At 35.8% G+C, this 14024-nt stretch carries 16 protein-coding genes, 1 other RNA gene and 1 riboswitch; of the genes, 2 read left to right on the top strand and 15 right to left on the bottom strand.

Translation table 11 applies throughout. The annotated features are described in order from the left end of the window. Positions 1 to 197 precede the first annotated feature (197 nt). Entirely contained in the window at positions 198 to 1361 is a 1164-nt protein-coding gene (locus ACU8YW_RS07945; protein WP_426933806.1) for a DUF418 domain-containing protein, read from the top strand. A gap of 15 nt (positions 1362 to 1376) precedes the next feature. On the opposite strand, the gene pbuX is transcribed toward ACU8YW_RS07945, so the two are convergent. From pbuX to ACU8YW_RS07880, 13 genes are all read right to left on the bottom strand, one after another. Then, on the bottom strand, positions 1377 to 2699 hold the full coding sequence (gene pbuX / locus ACU8YW_RS07940; RefSeq protein ID WP_000809222.1) for a xanthine permease PbuX: 1323 nt from the start codon (positions 2697 to 2699) through the stop codon (positions 1377 to 1379). Between the two features lie 3 nt (positions 2700 to 2702). After that, on the bottom strand, positions 2703 to 3296 hold the full coding sequence (locus ACU8YW_RS07935; protein WP_426933807.1) for a xanthine phosphoribosyltransferase: 594 nt from the start codon (positions 3294 to 3296) through the stop codon (positions 2703 to 2705). Positions 3297 to 3402: 106 nt separating this feature from the next. Then, a riboswitch (purine riboswitch) is annotated at positions 3403 to 3504 on the bottom strand. Between the two features lie 116 nt (positions 3505 to 3620). Next, positions 3621 to 4367 carry a type I methionyl aminopeptidase gene (locus tag ACU8YW_RS07930; RefSeq protein ID WP_098134013.1) on the bottom strand — a complete coding sequence of 249 codons (747 nt, stop codon included), beginning with the start codon at positions 4365 to 4367 and terminating at the stop codon, positions 3621 to 3623. 154 nt (positions 4368 to 4521) lie between these two features. Further along, positions 4522 to 4995 carry a GNAT family N-acetyltransferase gene (locus ACU8YW_RS07925; protein WP_087985567.1) on the bottom strand — a complete coding sequence of 158 codons (474 nt, stop codon included), beginning with the start codon at positions 4993 to 4995 and terminating at the stop codon, positions 4522 to 4524. A gap of 47 nt (positions 4996 to 5042) precedes the next feature. Continuing rightward, a complete protein-coding gene (ypwA, locus tag ACU8YW_RS07920) occupies positions 5043 to 6560 on the bottom strand; it encodes a carboxypeptidase (RefSeq protein ID WP_088062731.1) in 1518 nt (505 codons plus the stop codon). A gap of 100 nt (positions 6561 to 6660) precedes the next feature. Further along, entirely contained in the window at positions 6661 to 8598 is a 1938-nt protein-coding gene (locus tag ACU8YW_RS07915) for an ATP-dependent DNA helicase (RefSeq protein WP_060489642.1), read from the bottom strand. 138 nt (positions 8599 to 8736) lie between these two features. Further along, positions 8737 to 8919: a DUF3921 family protein gene (locus ACU8YW_RS07910; protein ID WP_000376888.1), complete on the bottom strand. Its 183-nt coding sequence runs from the start codon at positions 8917 to 8919 to the stop codon at positions 8737 to 8739. 61 nt (positions 8920 to 8980) lie between these two features. Then, positions 8981 to 10120, bottom strand: coding sequence for a THUMP domain-containing class I SAM-dependent RNA methyltransferase (locus ACU8YW_RS07905; protein ID WP_000521230.1), 1140 nt, complete (start codon positions 10118 to 10120; stop codon positions 8981 to 8983). A 180-nt stretch (positions 10121 to 10300) separates the two neighbouring features. Then, an RNA gene (gene rnpB, locus ACU8YW_RS07900) (RNase P RNA component class B) lies at positions 10301 to 10691 on the bottom strand. 87 nt (positions 10692 to 10778) lie between these two features. Beyond that, positions 10779 to 11117 carry a cell division regulator GpsB gene (gene gpsB, locus ACU8YW_RS07895; RefSeq protein WP_000622425.1) on the bottom strand — a complete coding sequence of 113 codons (339 nt, stop codon included), beginning with the start codon at positions 11115 to 11117 and terminating at the stop codon, positions 10779 to 10781. A gap of 97 nt (positions 11118 to 11214) precedes the next feature. Further along, on the bottom strand, positions 11215 to 11769 hold the full coding sequence (locus tag ACU8YW_RS07890; RefSeq protein WP_000862919.1) for an SLOG family protein: 555 nt from the start codon (positions 11767 to 11769) through the stop codon (positions 11215 to 11217). A gap of 56 nt (positions 11770 to 11825) precedes the next feature. Further along, a complete protein-coding gene (locus tag ACU8YW_RS07885; protein ID WP_088608764.1) occupies positions 11826 to 12242 on the bottom strand; it encodes a CotD family spore coat protein in 417 nt (138 codons plus the stop codon). A 155-nt stretch (positions 12243 to 12397) separates the two neighbouring features. Next, a complete protein-coding gene (locus tag ACU8YW_RS07880; RefSeq protein ID WP_088062718.1) occupies positions 12398 to 13003 on the bottom strand; it encodes a YppG family protein in 606 nt (201 codons plus the stop codon). A 177-nt stretch (positions 13004 to 13180) separates the two neighbouring features. On the opposite strand from ACU8YW_RS07880, the gene ACU8YW_RS07875 reads away from it, so the two are divergent. Continuing rightward, positions 13181 to 13372 (top strand): YppF family protein, encoded by a 192-nt coding sequence (locus ACU8YW_RS07875; protein ID WP_000242661.1) that lies wholly within the window; start codon positions 13181 to 13183, stop codon positions 13370 to 13372. Positions 13373 to 13400: 28 nt separating this feature from the next. On the opposite strand, the gene ACU8YW_RS07870 is transcribed toward ACU8YW_RS07875, so the two are convergent. Both ACU8YW_RS07870 and ACU8YW_RS07865 read right to left on the bottom strand, forming a co-directional pair. Further along, positions 13401 to 13745, bottom strand: a complete 345-nt coding sequence (locus tag ACU8YW_RS07870; RefSeq protein WP_000872967.1) for a YppE family protein — start codon at positions 13743 to 13745, stop codon at positions 13401 to 13403. Positions 13746 to 13760: 15 nt separating this feature from the next. Beyond that, positions 13761 to 14003: a hypothetical protein gene (locus ACU8YW_RS07865; protein ID WP_001252041.1), complete on the bottom strand. Its 243-nt coding sequence runs from the start codon at positions 14001 to 14003 to the stop codon at positions 13761 to 13763. Positions 14004 to 14024: the final 21 nt, after the last annotated feature.

Genomic DNA, 14024 nt, shown 5'->3' with positions numbered 1-14024 from the left:
TCAATACTTTTCATAAAGAAAGCCCCTTATAGAAAGGAGCTTTACTGCCTGTTTTGAAGAAGGTTAAAACTTGTTGTGCACTCTTATTATATCTCATAATACATATCTTAACAGTTTTAAAAATTGGAAATTACCTATATACCCTCCTCTTTACATTTTGTATAATAAAAGGGAATTACTTAACAAGGAGGAAAATAATGACACAAAATATTTCACAAGGCGAGAGGATACATTCCATAGATATTATTAGAGGAATAGCTGTACTAGGTATTTTTCTTGTTAACTGGCCAATTATCGCCGGGGTTGACTCACGTGATATTACAGGAATTTACGAAGGGATAGACAGCTATATTCGCCTATTTTACGATATGTTTATTCAAACGAAATTTTATACAATTTTTTCGTTTTTATTCGGATTAGGTTTTTATATTTTTATGAATCGTGCTGAGGCGAAAACCGATCGTCCAAAAACTTTGTTTGTTCGCCGCTTACTTATTTTATTATTATTTGGTTTCTTACACTACGTTCTTTTATGGGACGGGGACATTTTACATACTTATGCAATTACCGGATTTTTCTTATTTTTATTTTACAAGAGAAAGCCACGTACTATTTTAATATGGTCAATTGTACTATTAAGTTTCATGCAATTGTTCACCTTAGTAGGTTCTCTTCTCATGTTATTAGTGCCGGTAGATGAACTAGGCCTTTCCATAGCCATTATGCCGTTAGAAAACTGGGGCTTACAAATTACAGACAGATTCCATTCTTTCTATTCTGAAGCAATAAGTAACAGTCTTATTATGCTTCCTGAAACACTAGGATTGTTTTTACTAGGATTATATGCCGGTAAAAAAGACATTTTCCGCCGTGCTAAAGAATTAGATCTAAAACTTAAAAAATGGCAAATCATTATGTTCATTTTAACATTACCGATGTGGTTTATTATGGTTTACTTCTTTATGAACAATCAACCATACACACCATGTTCACTTATGGGTATTACGATGATAAGCGGAAAGACATTGTTCATCTTCTACATTGTCACGTTAATGCGTTTATTACAAAAAGAAAGATGGCAAACATTATTACGTCCGTTCCAGTATGTTGGTCGAATGGCGTTAACAAACTACATTTCACATACAATTGTTACATTGCTTGTATTCGGACTATTGTTCAAAAATGATTATCTTGCTCCATTATGGGTAGGTCCTCTATTTTGCATTAGTTTCTATACGTTACAAATCTTTATTAGCCGCTGGTGGCTGTCACGTTATCAATACGGGCCACTTGAGTACATTTGGCGTCTTGGTACGTATGGGAAAATGATGCCACTTAAAAAGAAAAGCAAGGTCTCATAATGAGACCTTGCTTTTTTACGCTTCTCTTACTGCACTTTGCATAGACACTGGCTCTTCTTTTACTTTCACTTTACGCTGCGGCACCATATTAAATACGATATTTAAAAGTACTGCTGACGCACTTCCAAGTACAATTCCGTTATCTGTTAAAATACGAATGTTTTCAGGAAGTTGTGAGAATAATGTCGGAACAACTGTAACCCCAAGCCCAATTCCGACAGAACATGCAACGATTAATAAGTTTTCTTGTTTACCAAAATCAACGCTACTTAACATTTTAATACCATATGCCATTACCATACCAAACATCGCTAACATTGCACCGCCAAGTACTGATTTCGGGATAATAGTTGTAATAGCTGCGATTTTTGGAATGAACCCAAGAACGATTAACATACCACCACAAGTATAAATAATAACGCGATTTCTTACTCCAGTTAATTGAACAAGTCCTACGTTTTGAGAGTATGTTGTATATGGGAACGCGTTAAAAATACCACCTAACACCATCGCTAATCCTTCTGCTCGATAGCCTTTTGTTAATTCTTTTTCACCGATCTTTTTATTGCAAATATCAGATAATGCGAAATATACACCTGTTGCTTCTACAATCCCTACGCAAGCAACTAAAATCATCGTAATAATTGGCGTTAATTCAAATGTTGGTGTACCGAAGTAAAATGGCTGAATACCGTGGAACCAATCCGCTTCTCCAACCGCTTGCAAACTTACTTTCCCCATAAACGCTGCAACAATTGTACCGAACAATAGACCTAGTAAAATAGAGATTGAACGAATAAACCCGTCAAAGAAACGATACATAATGATGATAAATAATAATACACCAAATGCTAACGCTAAATTCTCAAGACTACCGAAATCCTTACTTCCTACTCCCCCAGCCATATCATTAATCGCTGCTGGAACAAGTGTAACTCCAATTACGGTAACGACAGATCCTGTTACAACAGGTGGAAACAGTTTTACAAGCTTTCCAAATAATTTCGCAAAAATAACAACGAATAACCCGGCAGCAATAATCGCTCCATAAATAGAAGACACACCGTATTGTTTCCCGATTGCAATCATCGGCCCAACCGCTGTAAATGTGCAACCAAGTACAACGGGAAGTCCAATACCGAAAAAGCGATTTGATAATGCTTGTAAAATCGTCGCAACGCCGCACATTAATAAATCAATCGAGACTAAATATGTTAACTCTTTTTGATTTAAACCAAGTCCGCCGCCCACAATAAGCGGAACGATAATTGCGCCAGCATACATCGCCAGCATATGCTGCATACCAAGCGATGCGATTTTAAATGGATGTTGCTTCATCGTTTATTTCACCTCCGCAGTTTCTTGCTGTACAAATGTAACTGTGCCGTTATCAAGTGATGCAATTTCTGCTAGTGACTCAACACGAACTCCTTGTTCACGAAGCTTCTTTCCTCCATCTTGAAATGCTTTTTCAATAACAATACCAATTCCTGCAATACTTGCTCCTGCTTGCTCTACTAAACTCATTAAACCTAAAGCAGCCTGACCATTTGCTAAAAAGTCATCGATAATTAAAACACGATCATTTTCATCGATATGATTTCGAGATAATGAAATTTCATTCGTTTCTTGTTTCGTAAATGAATATACGTTTGCAACGTACATATTATCTTGTAACGTTAACGATTTACGTTTTCTTGCAAAGATTACTTTTACACCAAGCTCTAATGCAGCCATAACTGCTGGTGCAATGCCTGAAGATTCAATCGTCACGATTTTTGTAATGTTCTCTTCTTTAAAACGTTTAGCAAATTCTTTTCCGATCTCTTGCATAAGTACTGGGTCAATTTGATGATTTAAAAATGCATCTACCTTTAATACGTCACCAGATAAAACCTTTCCTTCTTTCAAAATCTTTTCTTGTAATACTTTCATGTTTGTTCCCCCTCTTATGCAATAAAAAACTCCAAAAGCCGCCACCACTCGTTACAAGTGAGAGACGCGCTTTTGGAGTTTCGCAAAAAAGAATGCTAAACAAGCAAATATATTCGTCCTCACTCATAGTCAAAGTATTTACGGTACTTCGGTAGAAACTTGCAGGCCATATCCCCGCGATTATATGAGTGTAGCTAACTATTTATTTTATAGAAGGATTATAACGCACTTTTTATACTTTGAAAAGCATTTCTTAATAAAACACGTACAAATTTTATAAAAACATCATTTTTGTTCGAGTTTTGTAAACTCTTACATATTATTTCAAAGTGTCGTTAAAATAATCGGCCCATCTTTTGTAATCGCAATTGTATGCTCATATTGCGCTGATAATTTCCCGTCCATCGTTCTTGCAGCCCATCCATTTAAATCTACTTTTGAATATCGCATACCTACATTGACAATAGGCTCAATTGTAATTACCATTCCTTCTTGTAGTTCAGGCCCTTGTCCTTGTTTCCCAAAATGAAAAATTGCTGGTTCTTCATGAATCTCTTTACCAATCCCGTGCCCCGTAAAGTCTCTTGCAACCGAAAAACCTTCAGTAGCTACATAACTTTCAATTGCATAGCCAATGTCTCCTACATGATTACCGATTACCGCCTGACCAATCCCTTTATATAAAGCATTCTCAGCTACTAACAATAACTTTTCTGCTTCATCAGAAACATTTCCAATTCTATACGTCCAAGCAGAATCTGAAAGACCACCATTTAAGTTTACTACCATGTCAATTGTTACAATATCTCCCTCAGTTAAAGGAACATCGGCGGGAAACCCATGGCACATTTCAGCATTTACAGATGCACATATCGCATATGGATACCCGTTGTAACCTTTCTGCTGAGGTGTTGCACCATGCTTTTCTAAATAAGCTTCAACAAACGTATCAATTTCTTTTGTCGTAATACCTGGTTTCATCATTTTGGCAATTTCCCTATGACATGAAGCAAGTAATTTCCCAGATTCATGCATCAAATCTATTTCATTTTTCGTTTTAATTGTAATCATTCTACCTCTCCTTGCTAAACCTGCTATTTGCTACTAAAGTTCAATCATACACATCCTCTGTCAAAATTTCAAAACTCTCAATTACAACAAGTACAAAAATATGTATCCTATACTTCTAAATCAAAATAAAGAAACAGAAGATCCCCTCTGTTTCTTAATCATTTTTACATATATAATTCATTTTCAAAAACTCAAAACAACTACCATTTGTTTTCTGTATAAACGTTCCAACAGCTTCAAATCCTGCTCTTTTATACACTTTAATCGCTCTCTCATTACATGTCGCTACTGATAGTGTTATATAATTGCAACCATATTTTTCTTTACTAAAAGCTAGTCCAGCGTTTACGAACTGTAAACCAAATCCATTTCCAGTTATATCAGGTCTCATTCCAAGACCTATATCAACCGTTCCATCATTTATTTTACAAACAGTAAAAAAACCAATGAGAGTGCCATTTTCCTTCACAGAAAATGTATGATTTCCTCTACTCTCATCATGTAAAAACTCAGCTAAATCTTCTTCATCTGCACCTATATCGTAAAAGGAATACCTCCCTTCATAATGCCAGTTATATGCAATTTCTTCTGCTTCTTCTTGCGTCATTACTGTATATGTATAAGCCATTCTTCTATCCCCCTTATAAAAAAGAGCTGCAATTAAGCAGCTCTTTTTTATAACTCATAGATTTCTTTATACTTCGCTTCTAAATAATCTGCTAAGTAGTTTGCATTTAATCCTTCACCTGTCACATCTTCTAAAATTTCAAGTGGCTTTTTCGTTTTACCGTATTGGTGAATATTTTCTGTTAACCATTCACGAATTGGTGTTACGTTTCCTTCTTCTAATAATGCATCAAAGTTCGGAATGTCTTTTAACATTCTTTGCTTAAATTGCGCTGCATACATATAACCAAGCGCATAAGATGGGAAGTATCCAAATGAACCACCAGCCCAGTGAACATCTTGCAATACACCTTGTGCATCGCTTTCCGGACGAATTCCTAAATATGCTTCCATCTTATCATTCCAAGCCACTGGCAAATCCTTCACTTGTAATGTACCATCAAATAATTCTTTCTCAAGTTCATAACGAACCATGACGTGAAGCGGATATGTAAGCTCATCTGCTTCTATACGAATGAACGATGGCTTCGATTCGTTAATCGCATCATAAAACTCATCTACTGATATATCATTGAATTGACCATCGCTATACTCTTTTAATAAATCATAATTTTTCTTCCAGAATGATTTATTACGACCGATAAAGTTCTCAAAGAATAATGATTGTGACTCATGAATACCCATAGAAGTTCCACTACATAGCGGTGTACCTTCGAATTTCTCTGCAATATTTTGTTCATATACAGCATGGCCACATTCATGAATTGTTCCAAACACTGCCATACGGAAATCTTTTTCATCATAACGTGTTGTAATACGAACGTCCCCTCTATTTAATGTAATCTCAAATGGATGTACCGTTTCATCAAGACGACCTGCTTTAAAGTCATAATTCAATTGCTTTAATAACTCTAATGTAAAGTTCTTTTGTTTTTCTTTTGAAAAATGTTCTGATAAAGCACTTGTCTTTAATCTCTTTTGTGACTCCGATATTTCTTTTACGAGCGGAACGATACGCTCACGAAGTTGACCAAATACGTGATCTAACACTTCTACTGTAATACCTGGCTCATACATATCTAACAATGTATTATATTTATATGTTTCGTAACCCCAATATGTAATGAATTTCTTTTTAAATTCAACTATTTGTTCTAAATACGGACGGAACATTTCGAAATCAGATTTTTCCCGAGCTTCTTCCCACACACTTTCCGCTTTCGCTTCTAATTTCACATACGCCTCGTATTCCGCTTGTGGAATTTTCTTATTTCTATCATATTCTTTACGACACTCTTCAACCATTTTCTTCGTCGTTTCAGAAAGTTTATCTTCACTTATTAAAGCTTCAAGCTCTGTTAAATAATTTCCCATCTCATCTGAAGTCGACATAACAAACACTTCTGATGAAAGCATACCAATTACTTCTGAACGCTGGTCTACACCTTTTTTAGGCGCACCTGTTCTTAAGTCCCAAAACATTAAGCTTAATGCTTCACCGTAATTTTGTATCTTCTTCACATATGTTAAAAATTGTTTTTCTACTTCATATGTAGCTACTGTCATCGTATAAAACCTCCCTTTTCTACCTCAAACTTAATTCGACATGGAAACCTAAATTCCTTTTATAATAGAAAAAAAGCTTGGCAAGCGCCAAGCTTTCTCCTTATAATTCTTTACCTTCTACTGGTAGTACGTTTTTCACCGCTTCTATCACTTTCTCATCTTCTGTATCAGATAAGAAGATTGATATAGCCCCTTTATCGTCGCTCGTACGAATTAAACGTCCAATCCCTTGACGAAGACGTAAAATCATATACGGTACATCTACATCCCAGAATGGATTATTTACATGTTTACGCTTCGCTTCAAACACAGGATCGTTTGGAGGGAATGGTAATGACCAAATAATAACATGCGATAATGATGAACCAGGAATATCTAAACCTTCCCATAAATGAACAGCACAAAGTACAGTCTCTTCTTCATTTTGGAAACGAGAAACGAGCTGACTAATTTCTTGATCCCCTTCATATAGGAACGGAACGGACATTTGTTCTTTACTTACATATTCTTTAAACGCTGCAAGTTCTTGTGTTGTACGGAATAATACAAGTGTACGTCCATTTGTTTTCTGTATATTTTCAAGTGTATATTGACACTTTCTTTCCCATTCGTTCTCTTTCGTATGCGATAGTAAGTTTACTGCCATTTGCTCCTCATAATCAAACGGTGAGGCAACTGAGAATGATAAGTAATCTTTTACCCCTAGGCTATTTGCTGTAAATGCGAATGAATCGTTGTTAGATAATGTAGCAGAAGAGAAAATATACGGGATTTTCTTCGAGAATACTTTCTCTTGTAATACTTCTTCAACTGCACGTGGCATAATCACTAACGTGAAGGCTCCATCACCTTCTTCACCCCATGTAATTACATTTTTCTCGTGCATGAACAGACGAAGTGAATGTTCTAATACATCTAAATGTTCATCAACGATATTTAAATCATACGTGTTTACTGTATGCATTTCACTTTCAAATACTAATGCATCACCGACTTCACCAATTTTCGCATAAAGTCTATTCGCTTCAGCTGTTACTTTTTCTGTCACAGTAATTTCTAAACGATCAGAACCGGCGATTTCCTTTTTATTTTCTTGTAACACATCAAAGAATCGCTCTGTTTGCCAAATTGTTTCTTCTACTAAATGTGCAAACTCTTCACGAATATCGTTTTGCAACAATCTTGTTAAAAGTTGCTCCATCATCGTTTGCTTTAAACGATATGTTAAAGCTTTTTGAGCTGCATATTCTACAAGATGTCCTTCATCGAATACAACGCAGCTACTTTCAGGTAATAACGGAATTTGCCCTTCACGCTTACGAGCATCGTACGTCCAAATATGATCCATATAGAAATCTTGAGAACAAATAATTAAATCTGCCGCTTTACGATAATGTTCACGAGAAAGAGTTTGACCACAACGATGACGAGAATCACAAGTGAAGCAATCTTGGAAGTAATCCCAATTTACTTTTGACCATTCCTCATCATTTAAAAGTGGAAATTCTTTTCTGTCACCGTAGTGAGTAAAGTTTTGCATCGTACCATGATCGAATACAAACTGTGGTAATTCGTAGTATACATCTTCAATTACTTCTGGAGCTCGTCCACTCATAACATCTTCAAGTTTACGTAAACATAAATAATTATCCATTGATTTCGCAAGTCTAACATCAACAGATAGTCCTAATGCTTCAGATAACTTAGCAATGTCTCCTTCTTCTTTCACAAGCTGCTCAATTAACGTTTCATCAGCACAAGCGATAATAGCTGGTTTTCCAGTATAACGCGCATAGCAAATTGCATATAGAAGATATACAATTGTTTTCCCTGTTCCTACACCCGCTTCTGCGAACATTACTTTCTTTTCTTGGAAAGCACGCTCTAATTGAAACGCCATAAAAATTTGTTCATCACGCTCTTCAAAGCCTTTTTCCGGAAGGATATCGTAAAACACATCTCCAATCCATTCATTCAACTTATCATAAAAATTATCTTGTTTTCCTACTTCAAATGGTAATCTCTTCTCAGTAAACATCCTTAGCCTCCAACCAAAAAGTTTTTCTATAAAAAGATATAGCAACTGCTACTCATATGTGTGCAGCCACTTTTCCCTGTTGCCATACATAGAAATACACGAAAAAAAATTTTCCTTTCGAAAAAGGAAAATTTTTTTCTATATTAATGACTTTAAATACCGTTTATCAATCGCTGTTTCGTGTGAAAGAGCTGACAAATATTCTTCTTGTGCTTTTTGTATTTCCTCTACAATCGCACCTTGGCTATCCACTTCTTTCCCGATCTCATCATACGTACGATGAATAGCTTTTTGAATCATAGATAATTGGAAACTATCCATATCACGTCCTCCTTTACGCATTACATAATAGCCAGTATATGCGCGCTGGAGGAGTTTTATACTATGAATTACGCGGTGGACGTTTTCCGAAGTATTGGTAGTAATCTGTACGGATAAATCCATTAAACAGTTTACGTTTCTTCGATGCATCTTTTCCATAACACTTTTCAAATGCTTCGTAGCTTGTTAATACATACGCTGACCATGTATCTAATGGGCGGAATACTTGTCCCATTTCTTTGTACAATTGTTCAACGAGTGCTTTTTCACTTAAACGTTCTCCGTATGGAGGATTCGTTACAACATAGCCATAATCCTCTTTTGTCGTGAAATCTTTTACTTGCATTTGTTTAAATGTAATTAAATCACTTAAGCCCACTTCTTCTGCATTATCTTGAGCAACTCGGATCATACGATGATCAATATCTGATCCAATGATTTGTAGTGGTTGATTATAATTCGCTAAATCTTCAGCTTCTTGACGAGCTTCACGCCAGTTTTGTTTACCAACCCAGCCCCACTCATCTGATGCGAAGCCACGGTTAAATCCTGGTGCAATATTTTGTCCAATTAATGCTGCTTCAATCGGAATTGTACCTGATCCACAGAAAGGATCCACGAAAGGACGATCCGGCTTCCAGTTTGTTAACTTAATTAAAGACGCAGCCAATGTTTCTTTTAATGGGGCTTCCCCTTGATCCATACGGTATCCACGTTTATGAAGTCCAACACCACTTGCATCAATTGTTAATGTTGCAATATCCTTGAGCATTGCGATCTCAATACGGAATAACGGACCATCTTCTTCAAACCAAGTTGTACGTTTATATGTTGTTTTTAATTTTTCAACGACAGCTTTTTTAACGATACGTTGGCAATCTGAAACACTGAACAACTCAGATTTTAACGATTTACCAATTACAGGAAATTCCCCATTCTCTGGAATATAATCTCCCCAGTTTAATGCTTTCGTCTTTTCAAACAGCTCATCAAATGTTGTCGCTTTGAATTCGCCAACTTTAATTTTCACACGGTCCGCAGTACGTAACCATAAGTTCGTGCGACAAATCGCCTTTTCATCTGCTTCAAATGTTACTTTGCTATTTTCCACTTGGCATTCATAACCAAGATCACGAACTTCTCGGGCAACTAACGCTTCAATACCCATTGCCGCTGTTGCAATTAAAGTAACTTTTCCCATTTGCATTCACCTCTTATGTATAGTTAAACAATAATTAATAGCAATTTGTCCTATTAATCATTACATTTTACGAAGAATTTTCTCATTAACCATTTTAACTCATAATTTATAACTTCATACAAATAAAAAGCCCTCCTCTAACAAAGGAGAGCTGAGTTATTTCATAGTTGGTTCATAACGTTCTGTAAGCCATGTTCTGTTCCTTTGTACTGCAAACGGCCCACGCCTCGTACTCCGGTGGCAATCATCTATCTACAGGTTATACAACCTGTCCTTTCCCATCGTTCATTTCCTTGGAAAAGATTCCCCTACCATTATTTGGGTTTCTCGCTCGTGGGGTTTACCTCGTTCCACTCCTATCATTTCTTCAAGGACTTCGTCACTGTGGCACTTTAAAGGTAGTCAAACCATATCCGAAAGGACTTAGGTTTTTTCCCTGCCGTTAAACCAGCCTTACAGCCAGAATACCCTAGCTTATGAATTGGCTAGGCACGAACACTACAGCCATCTCAGGCCGTGCGAGCATGGACTTTCCTCTACAACGTTGGCGTTGCAGCGATTACCCAAACGTTATGACATCCATTAGTATAGTGGAAACAAAAAGATTTTGCAATGTTTTTTTCTATGTAAAATGCTTTAACCTTTTTACCACTAGAAATTATTCGTATAACTTACTTCCAAATACAGCTTTTTCTAAATTAGATAGACGTTTTAAAATGTCCGTATTCGTGTTGTTATATACAGGTTGTGCAACTGGTGTTTGTACAACTGGTTGTTGTGGCACTTGCGTTGCTACTAATTTTTGTTCCTCTAATTCACGCTTTAAACGAGCATTTTGTTGCTTTAATTGATCAAACTCCTTGTGGAAAGCTTCATAGTCTTTAATGATCATATCAAGAAACTTGTCTACTTCTTCTTGTTGATAGCCTCTCATGCCTGTTTTAAATTCTTTTTCTAAAATATCTTTCGCCGTTAATTTAATTTTATCCGAAATCATTTTCTTCACCTCAAATTTTTGCCAAAACTTTCATTACCTAAATTTTTTCAGAAACAATGCCTTTTGTCAATCATATATACGAGTACTATATTACATATTACTCAGCATTATTCCACTGTTCCTCTTCTATTATATCTTGTAAATCAGAAAAAAGAATAAAATAACTATGATAATTTTCTATTTCTCCTTTTTTCTTTGCTGCTTCTACAATATATTTGGGACTCCCTGGTTTTTCTTCATCATATACAGCTAAAAGTGCATCACTTTTTTCAATAAAAAATTGATTTTTTAATTTAAATTGTTCCGGGCTTTCGTACTTCCGTTTCGTAATACTATCAATATGGTCTGCTTGAGAGAGAATACATTCGTAATATTCACGGTTATCTTCCTTCCAGCTTTCTTCTTGTTCTAAAAACGGAGTAAATACCGCTAATTTTAGATCTGGATATTCTACTTGAATTTCAAAAACAACTTCAGCAGCCCATAATTCGACTCCTAACTGCCCACTTATTATCACCCATTCCAAACCTTCTTCTACAAAAGTAGTTAATTTTCGATGCAATGCTTTTTTTATACATTCCACCCCTGGATGATCATTTTTAAATATACCAAGTTCAAATGGCTTATATCCCGTTACAGCAATAACTTTCATATCAACACTCCAATTACAAAAAAAGAACTAGCATTTCGCTAGTTCTAACATATCATTTACTTTTTAAATATTCCACCAACGTTTGGTCCAATATTCGGACCTACTGGTGATACATTATTCGGTAAGAATGGTGATACATTTGGTCCTGGACCAAATGGAGATATTTGATGTCCAAAATGTCCATGATGTCCAAAATGTCCATGATGTCCATGACCACATGGTCCACATCCGCCGCCGAATCCTGGATCAACTGGGTCTACCACATTTACATTCGAGTTTGTTTGTGGGAAGAAGTTTTGGTTTTTAATTTGTTGATGGTGTACATGTGTTGTATGCGTTGGGAAAATGTGTGGCACCACCGTTGTTGAAAAAGAGTGTGTTACGCATTGTTTCGTCGGATGAATGACAGGAGCAGTTGTACAAATAGGTCCTACAGGCTTATGCCCTCCAAAACAAGGATGACAATGATGCATAGTTTTTTCTCTCCTCTCTCGTTAAAAAAATCTGACTACACTTTACAATATGAGAAAAGAGAGAAAGCCGTTTGTTATATATACCCATTTATTACAAGGAAATTTGTCTAGCCTTCTGCTTTATACGTAATGCTTTTTATAGACAACCCCCAAAATTACTTACCAAAAAAACCTCCAACTTGCTTTACAATACCTGTCACTTGGTTCATCGCATTCATCATTTGTCCAGCTGTATTCATCATTTTATTTACATCATAGTTACCATCTGAGTTTTTAAATTGGGAAACAAAACTAGAAAATTGACTCGGTTGCTGTTGTTGTTTTTGTTTATTCTGCGTCGGGTACGGTTGTTTTGGTGGATAAAACATCGCTTGTTGATTTCCATAGGGAGATGGTGGTGGCATATAGTATTGTGAATTCATATAAGGTTGCTGTTGTTGATCCATATAAGGCTGCTGTTGTTGTGGTTGATTCGTATAGGGTTGTTGCTGTTGCTCCATATAGGGCTGCTGTTGTTGATTCGTATAGGGTTGCTGCTGTTGCTCCATATAGGGCTGCTGCTGTTGATTCGTATGTGGTTGCTGCTGTTGTTGTGGTTGATTCATAAACGATACTTCAAATGGCTGGTAATAATTTTGATTTCCATAATTAGGTTCGAAAGGATACATATTATACCGTAAATATGTATCCGTATTATATTGGTACATATTTTGCTGTGCATATGGATAAGATTGCTGATATACGTTAGATTGTTGAAACATGCATTCTCTCCTCCTTCACATAAGTTTCTACATATATAATATGTACTTGTAAAATAATTTGTGTGACGGAGTATCTGTCTATTTTTGTCGGAAGTTTAAATTTTTAAAAAATTAAAAAAGAAAACCCTTCCATGCTATGATAGTGAAGAAGAAGATTCTCATGGGGGAGGAATCAACATGGTATTAGGGGATTTAAAACAAGCTTTTTCTCAAAAAAAGGGGTATTACACAGAGAATGTAAATGAATTGTTAGACTTTGCGAGACATTGGTATCTCGAAGGGAAAATATGCATTTCAGATTACCGAACATTAATAAAAGAATTAGAAATAAACGGTGCAACAAAACCTACAACAATGACAGAAGCATAAAAAAAAAACAAGAGGGTTTCCCCTCTTGTTACTTACATTGCTCAATTATATTTTGCAAAGTATACGAAATGGCTTGATGTGTTTCAAAGAATCGCTTACCTTTACCTTTATTTACAAAACATTGCAACACATTTGTCTGTAAATTATCGTACACTTGATCAATTTGCTGTACATGTATATACTTCGGTTTTTCTTCCTTAATCCATTTATAAGCTAATTCTTTCCACACTTTTAATTCCTCATCTACCATATCTACAAATGGTTTCATATCCTTATAAAAATCGTACTCAATCATTTCTCTTTTTTTCACATTCGCTTCATTATTATACTGCATGAGTTTTTCTGAAGATTGTATCAATGCTTCATACTTCATTTTATTCCCACCTTATTATGCACTCACTACGACGTTTTGAAATGCCTTCACCCAATTCCCTTTTTCTTCGTGATGCACTAATTTATTTTCCATATGCTCAATATGCATTTCTGTTATTTCTATCTTATTGCATATTTTTTCACCCGTATCCTTCAATGCATGATTCATTCTAATCCCTATATTCATTTCCAGCAAATCGAGAGAACTTAACATTTGATCCATTGTTTTCATTACATCTTCCTTCTGAACCATCGCCATATACAAAACGCCCCCTTCTTT

It is taken from the genome of Bacillus pretiosus (assembly GCF_052947655.1).
Note: the sequence above shows the minus strand (reverse complement) of the source record. Positions and strands in the feature narration are given on the sequence as shown.

What these genes read in the sequence shown, in the direction of transcription:
- ACU8YW_RS07945 (WP_426933806.1), top strand. Translation starts at nt 198, where the DNA reads ATGACACAAAATATTTCACAAGGCGAGAGGATACATTCCATAGATATT.
- pbuX (WP_000809222.1), bottom strand. Translation starts at nt 2,699, where the DNA reads ATGAAGCAACATCCATTTAAAATCGCATCGCTTGGTATGCAGCATATG.
- ACU8YW_RS07935 (WP_426933807.1), bottom strand. Translation starts at nt 3,296, where the DNA reads ATGAAAGTATTACAAGAAAAGATTTTGAAAGAAGGAAAGGTTTTATCT.
- ACU8YW_RS07930 (WP_098134013.1), bottom strand. Translation starts at nt 4,367, where the DNA reads ATGATTACAATTAAAACGAAAAATGAAATAGATTTGATGCATGAATCT.
- ACU8YW_RS07925 (WP_087985567.1), bottom strand. Translation starts at nt 4,995, where the DNA reads ATGGCTTATACATATACAGTAATGACGCAAGAAGAAGCAGAAGAAATT.
- ypwA (WP_088062731.1), bottom strand. Translation starts at nt 6,560, where the DNA reads ATGACAGTAGCTACATATGAAGTAGAAAAACAATTTTTAACATATGTG.
- ACU8YW_RS07915 (WP_060489642.1), bottom strand. Translation starts at nt 8,598, where the DNA reads ATGTTTACTGAGAAGAGATTACCATTTGAAGTAGGAAAACAAGATAAT.
- ACU8YW_RS07910 (WP_000376888.1), bottom strand. Translation starts at nt 8,919, where the DNA reads ATGGATAGTTTCCAATTATCTATGATTCAAAAAGCTATTCATCGTACG.
- ACU8YW_RS07905 (WP_000521230.1), bottom strand. Translation starts at nt 10,120, where the DNA reads ATGGGAAAAGTTACTTTAATTGCAACAGCGGCAATGGGTATTGAAGCG.
- gpsB (WP_000622425.1), bottom strand. Translation starts at nt 11,117, where the DNA reads ATGATTTCGGATAAAATTAAATTAACGGCGAAAGATATTTTAGAAAAA.
- ACU8YW_RS07890 (WP_000862919.1), bottom strand. Translation starts at nt 11,769, where the DNA reads ATGAAAGTTATTGCTGTAACGGGATATAAGCCATTTGAACTTGGTATA.
- ACU8YW_RS07885 (WP_088608764.1), bottom strand. Translation starts at nt 12,242, where the DNA reads ATGCATCATTGTCATCCTTGTTTTGGAGGGCATAAGCCTGTAGGACCT.
- ACU8YW_RS07880 (WP_088062718.1), bottom strand. Translation starts at nt 13,003, where the DNA reads ATGTTTCAACAATCTAACGTATATCAGCAATCTTATCCATATGCACAG.
- ACU8YW_RS07875 (WP_000242661.1), top strand. Translation starts at nt 13,181, where the DNA reads ATGGTATTAGGGGATTTAAAACAAGCTTTTTCTCAAAAAAAGGGGTAT.
- ACU8YW_RS07870 (WP_000872967.1), bottom strand. Translation starts at nt 13,745, where the DNA reads ATGAAGTATGAAGCATTGATACAATCTTCAGAAAAACTCATGCAGTAT.
- ACU8YW_RS07865 (WP_001252041.1), bottom strand. Translation starts at nt 14,003, where the DNA reads ATGGCGATGGTTCAGAAGGAAGATGTAATGAAAACAATGGATCAAATG.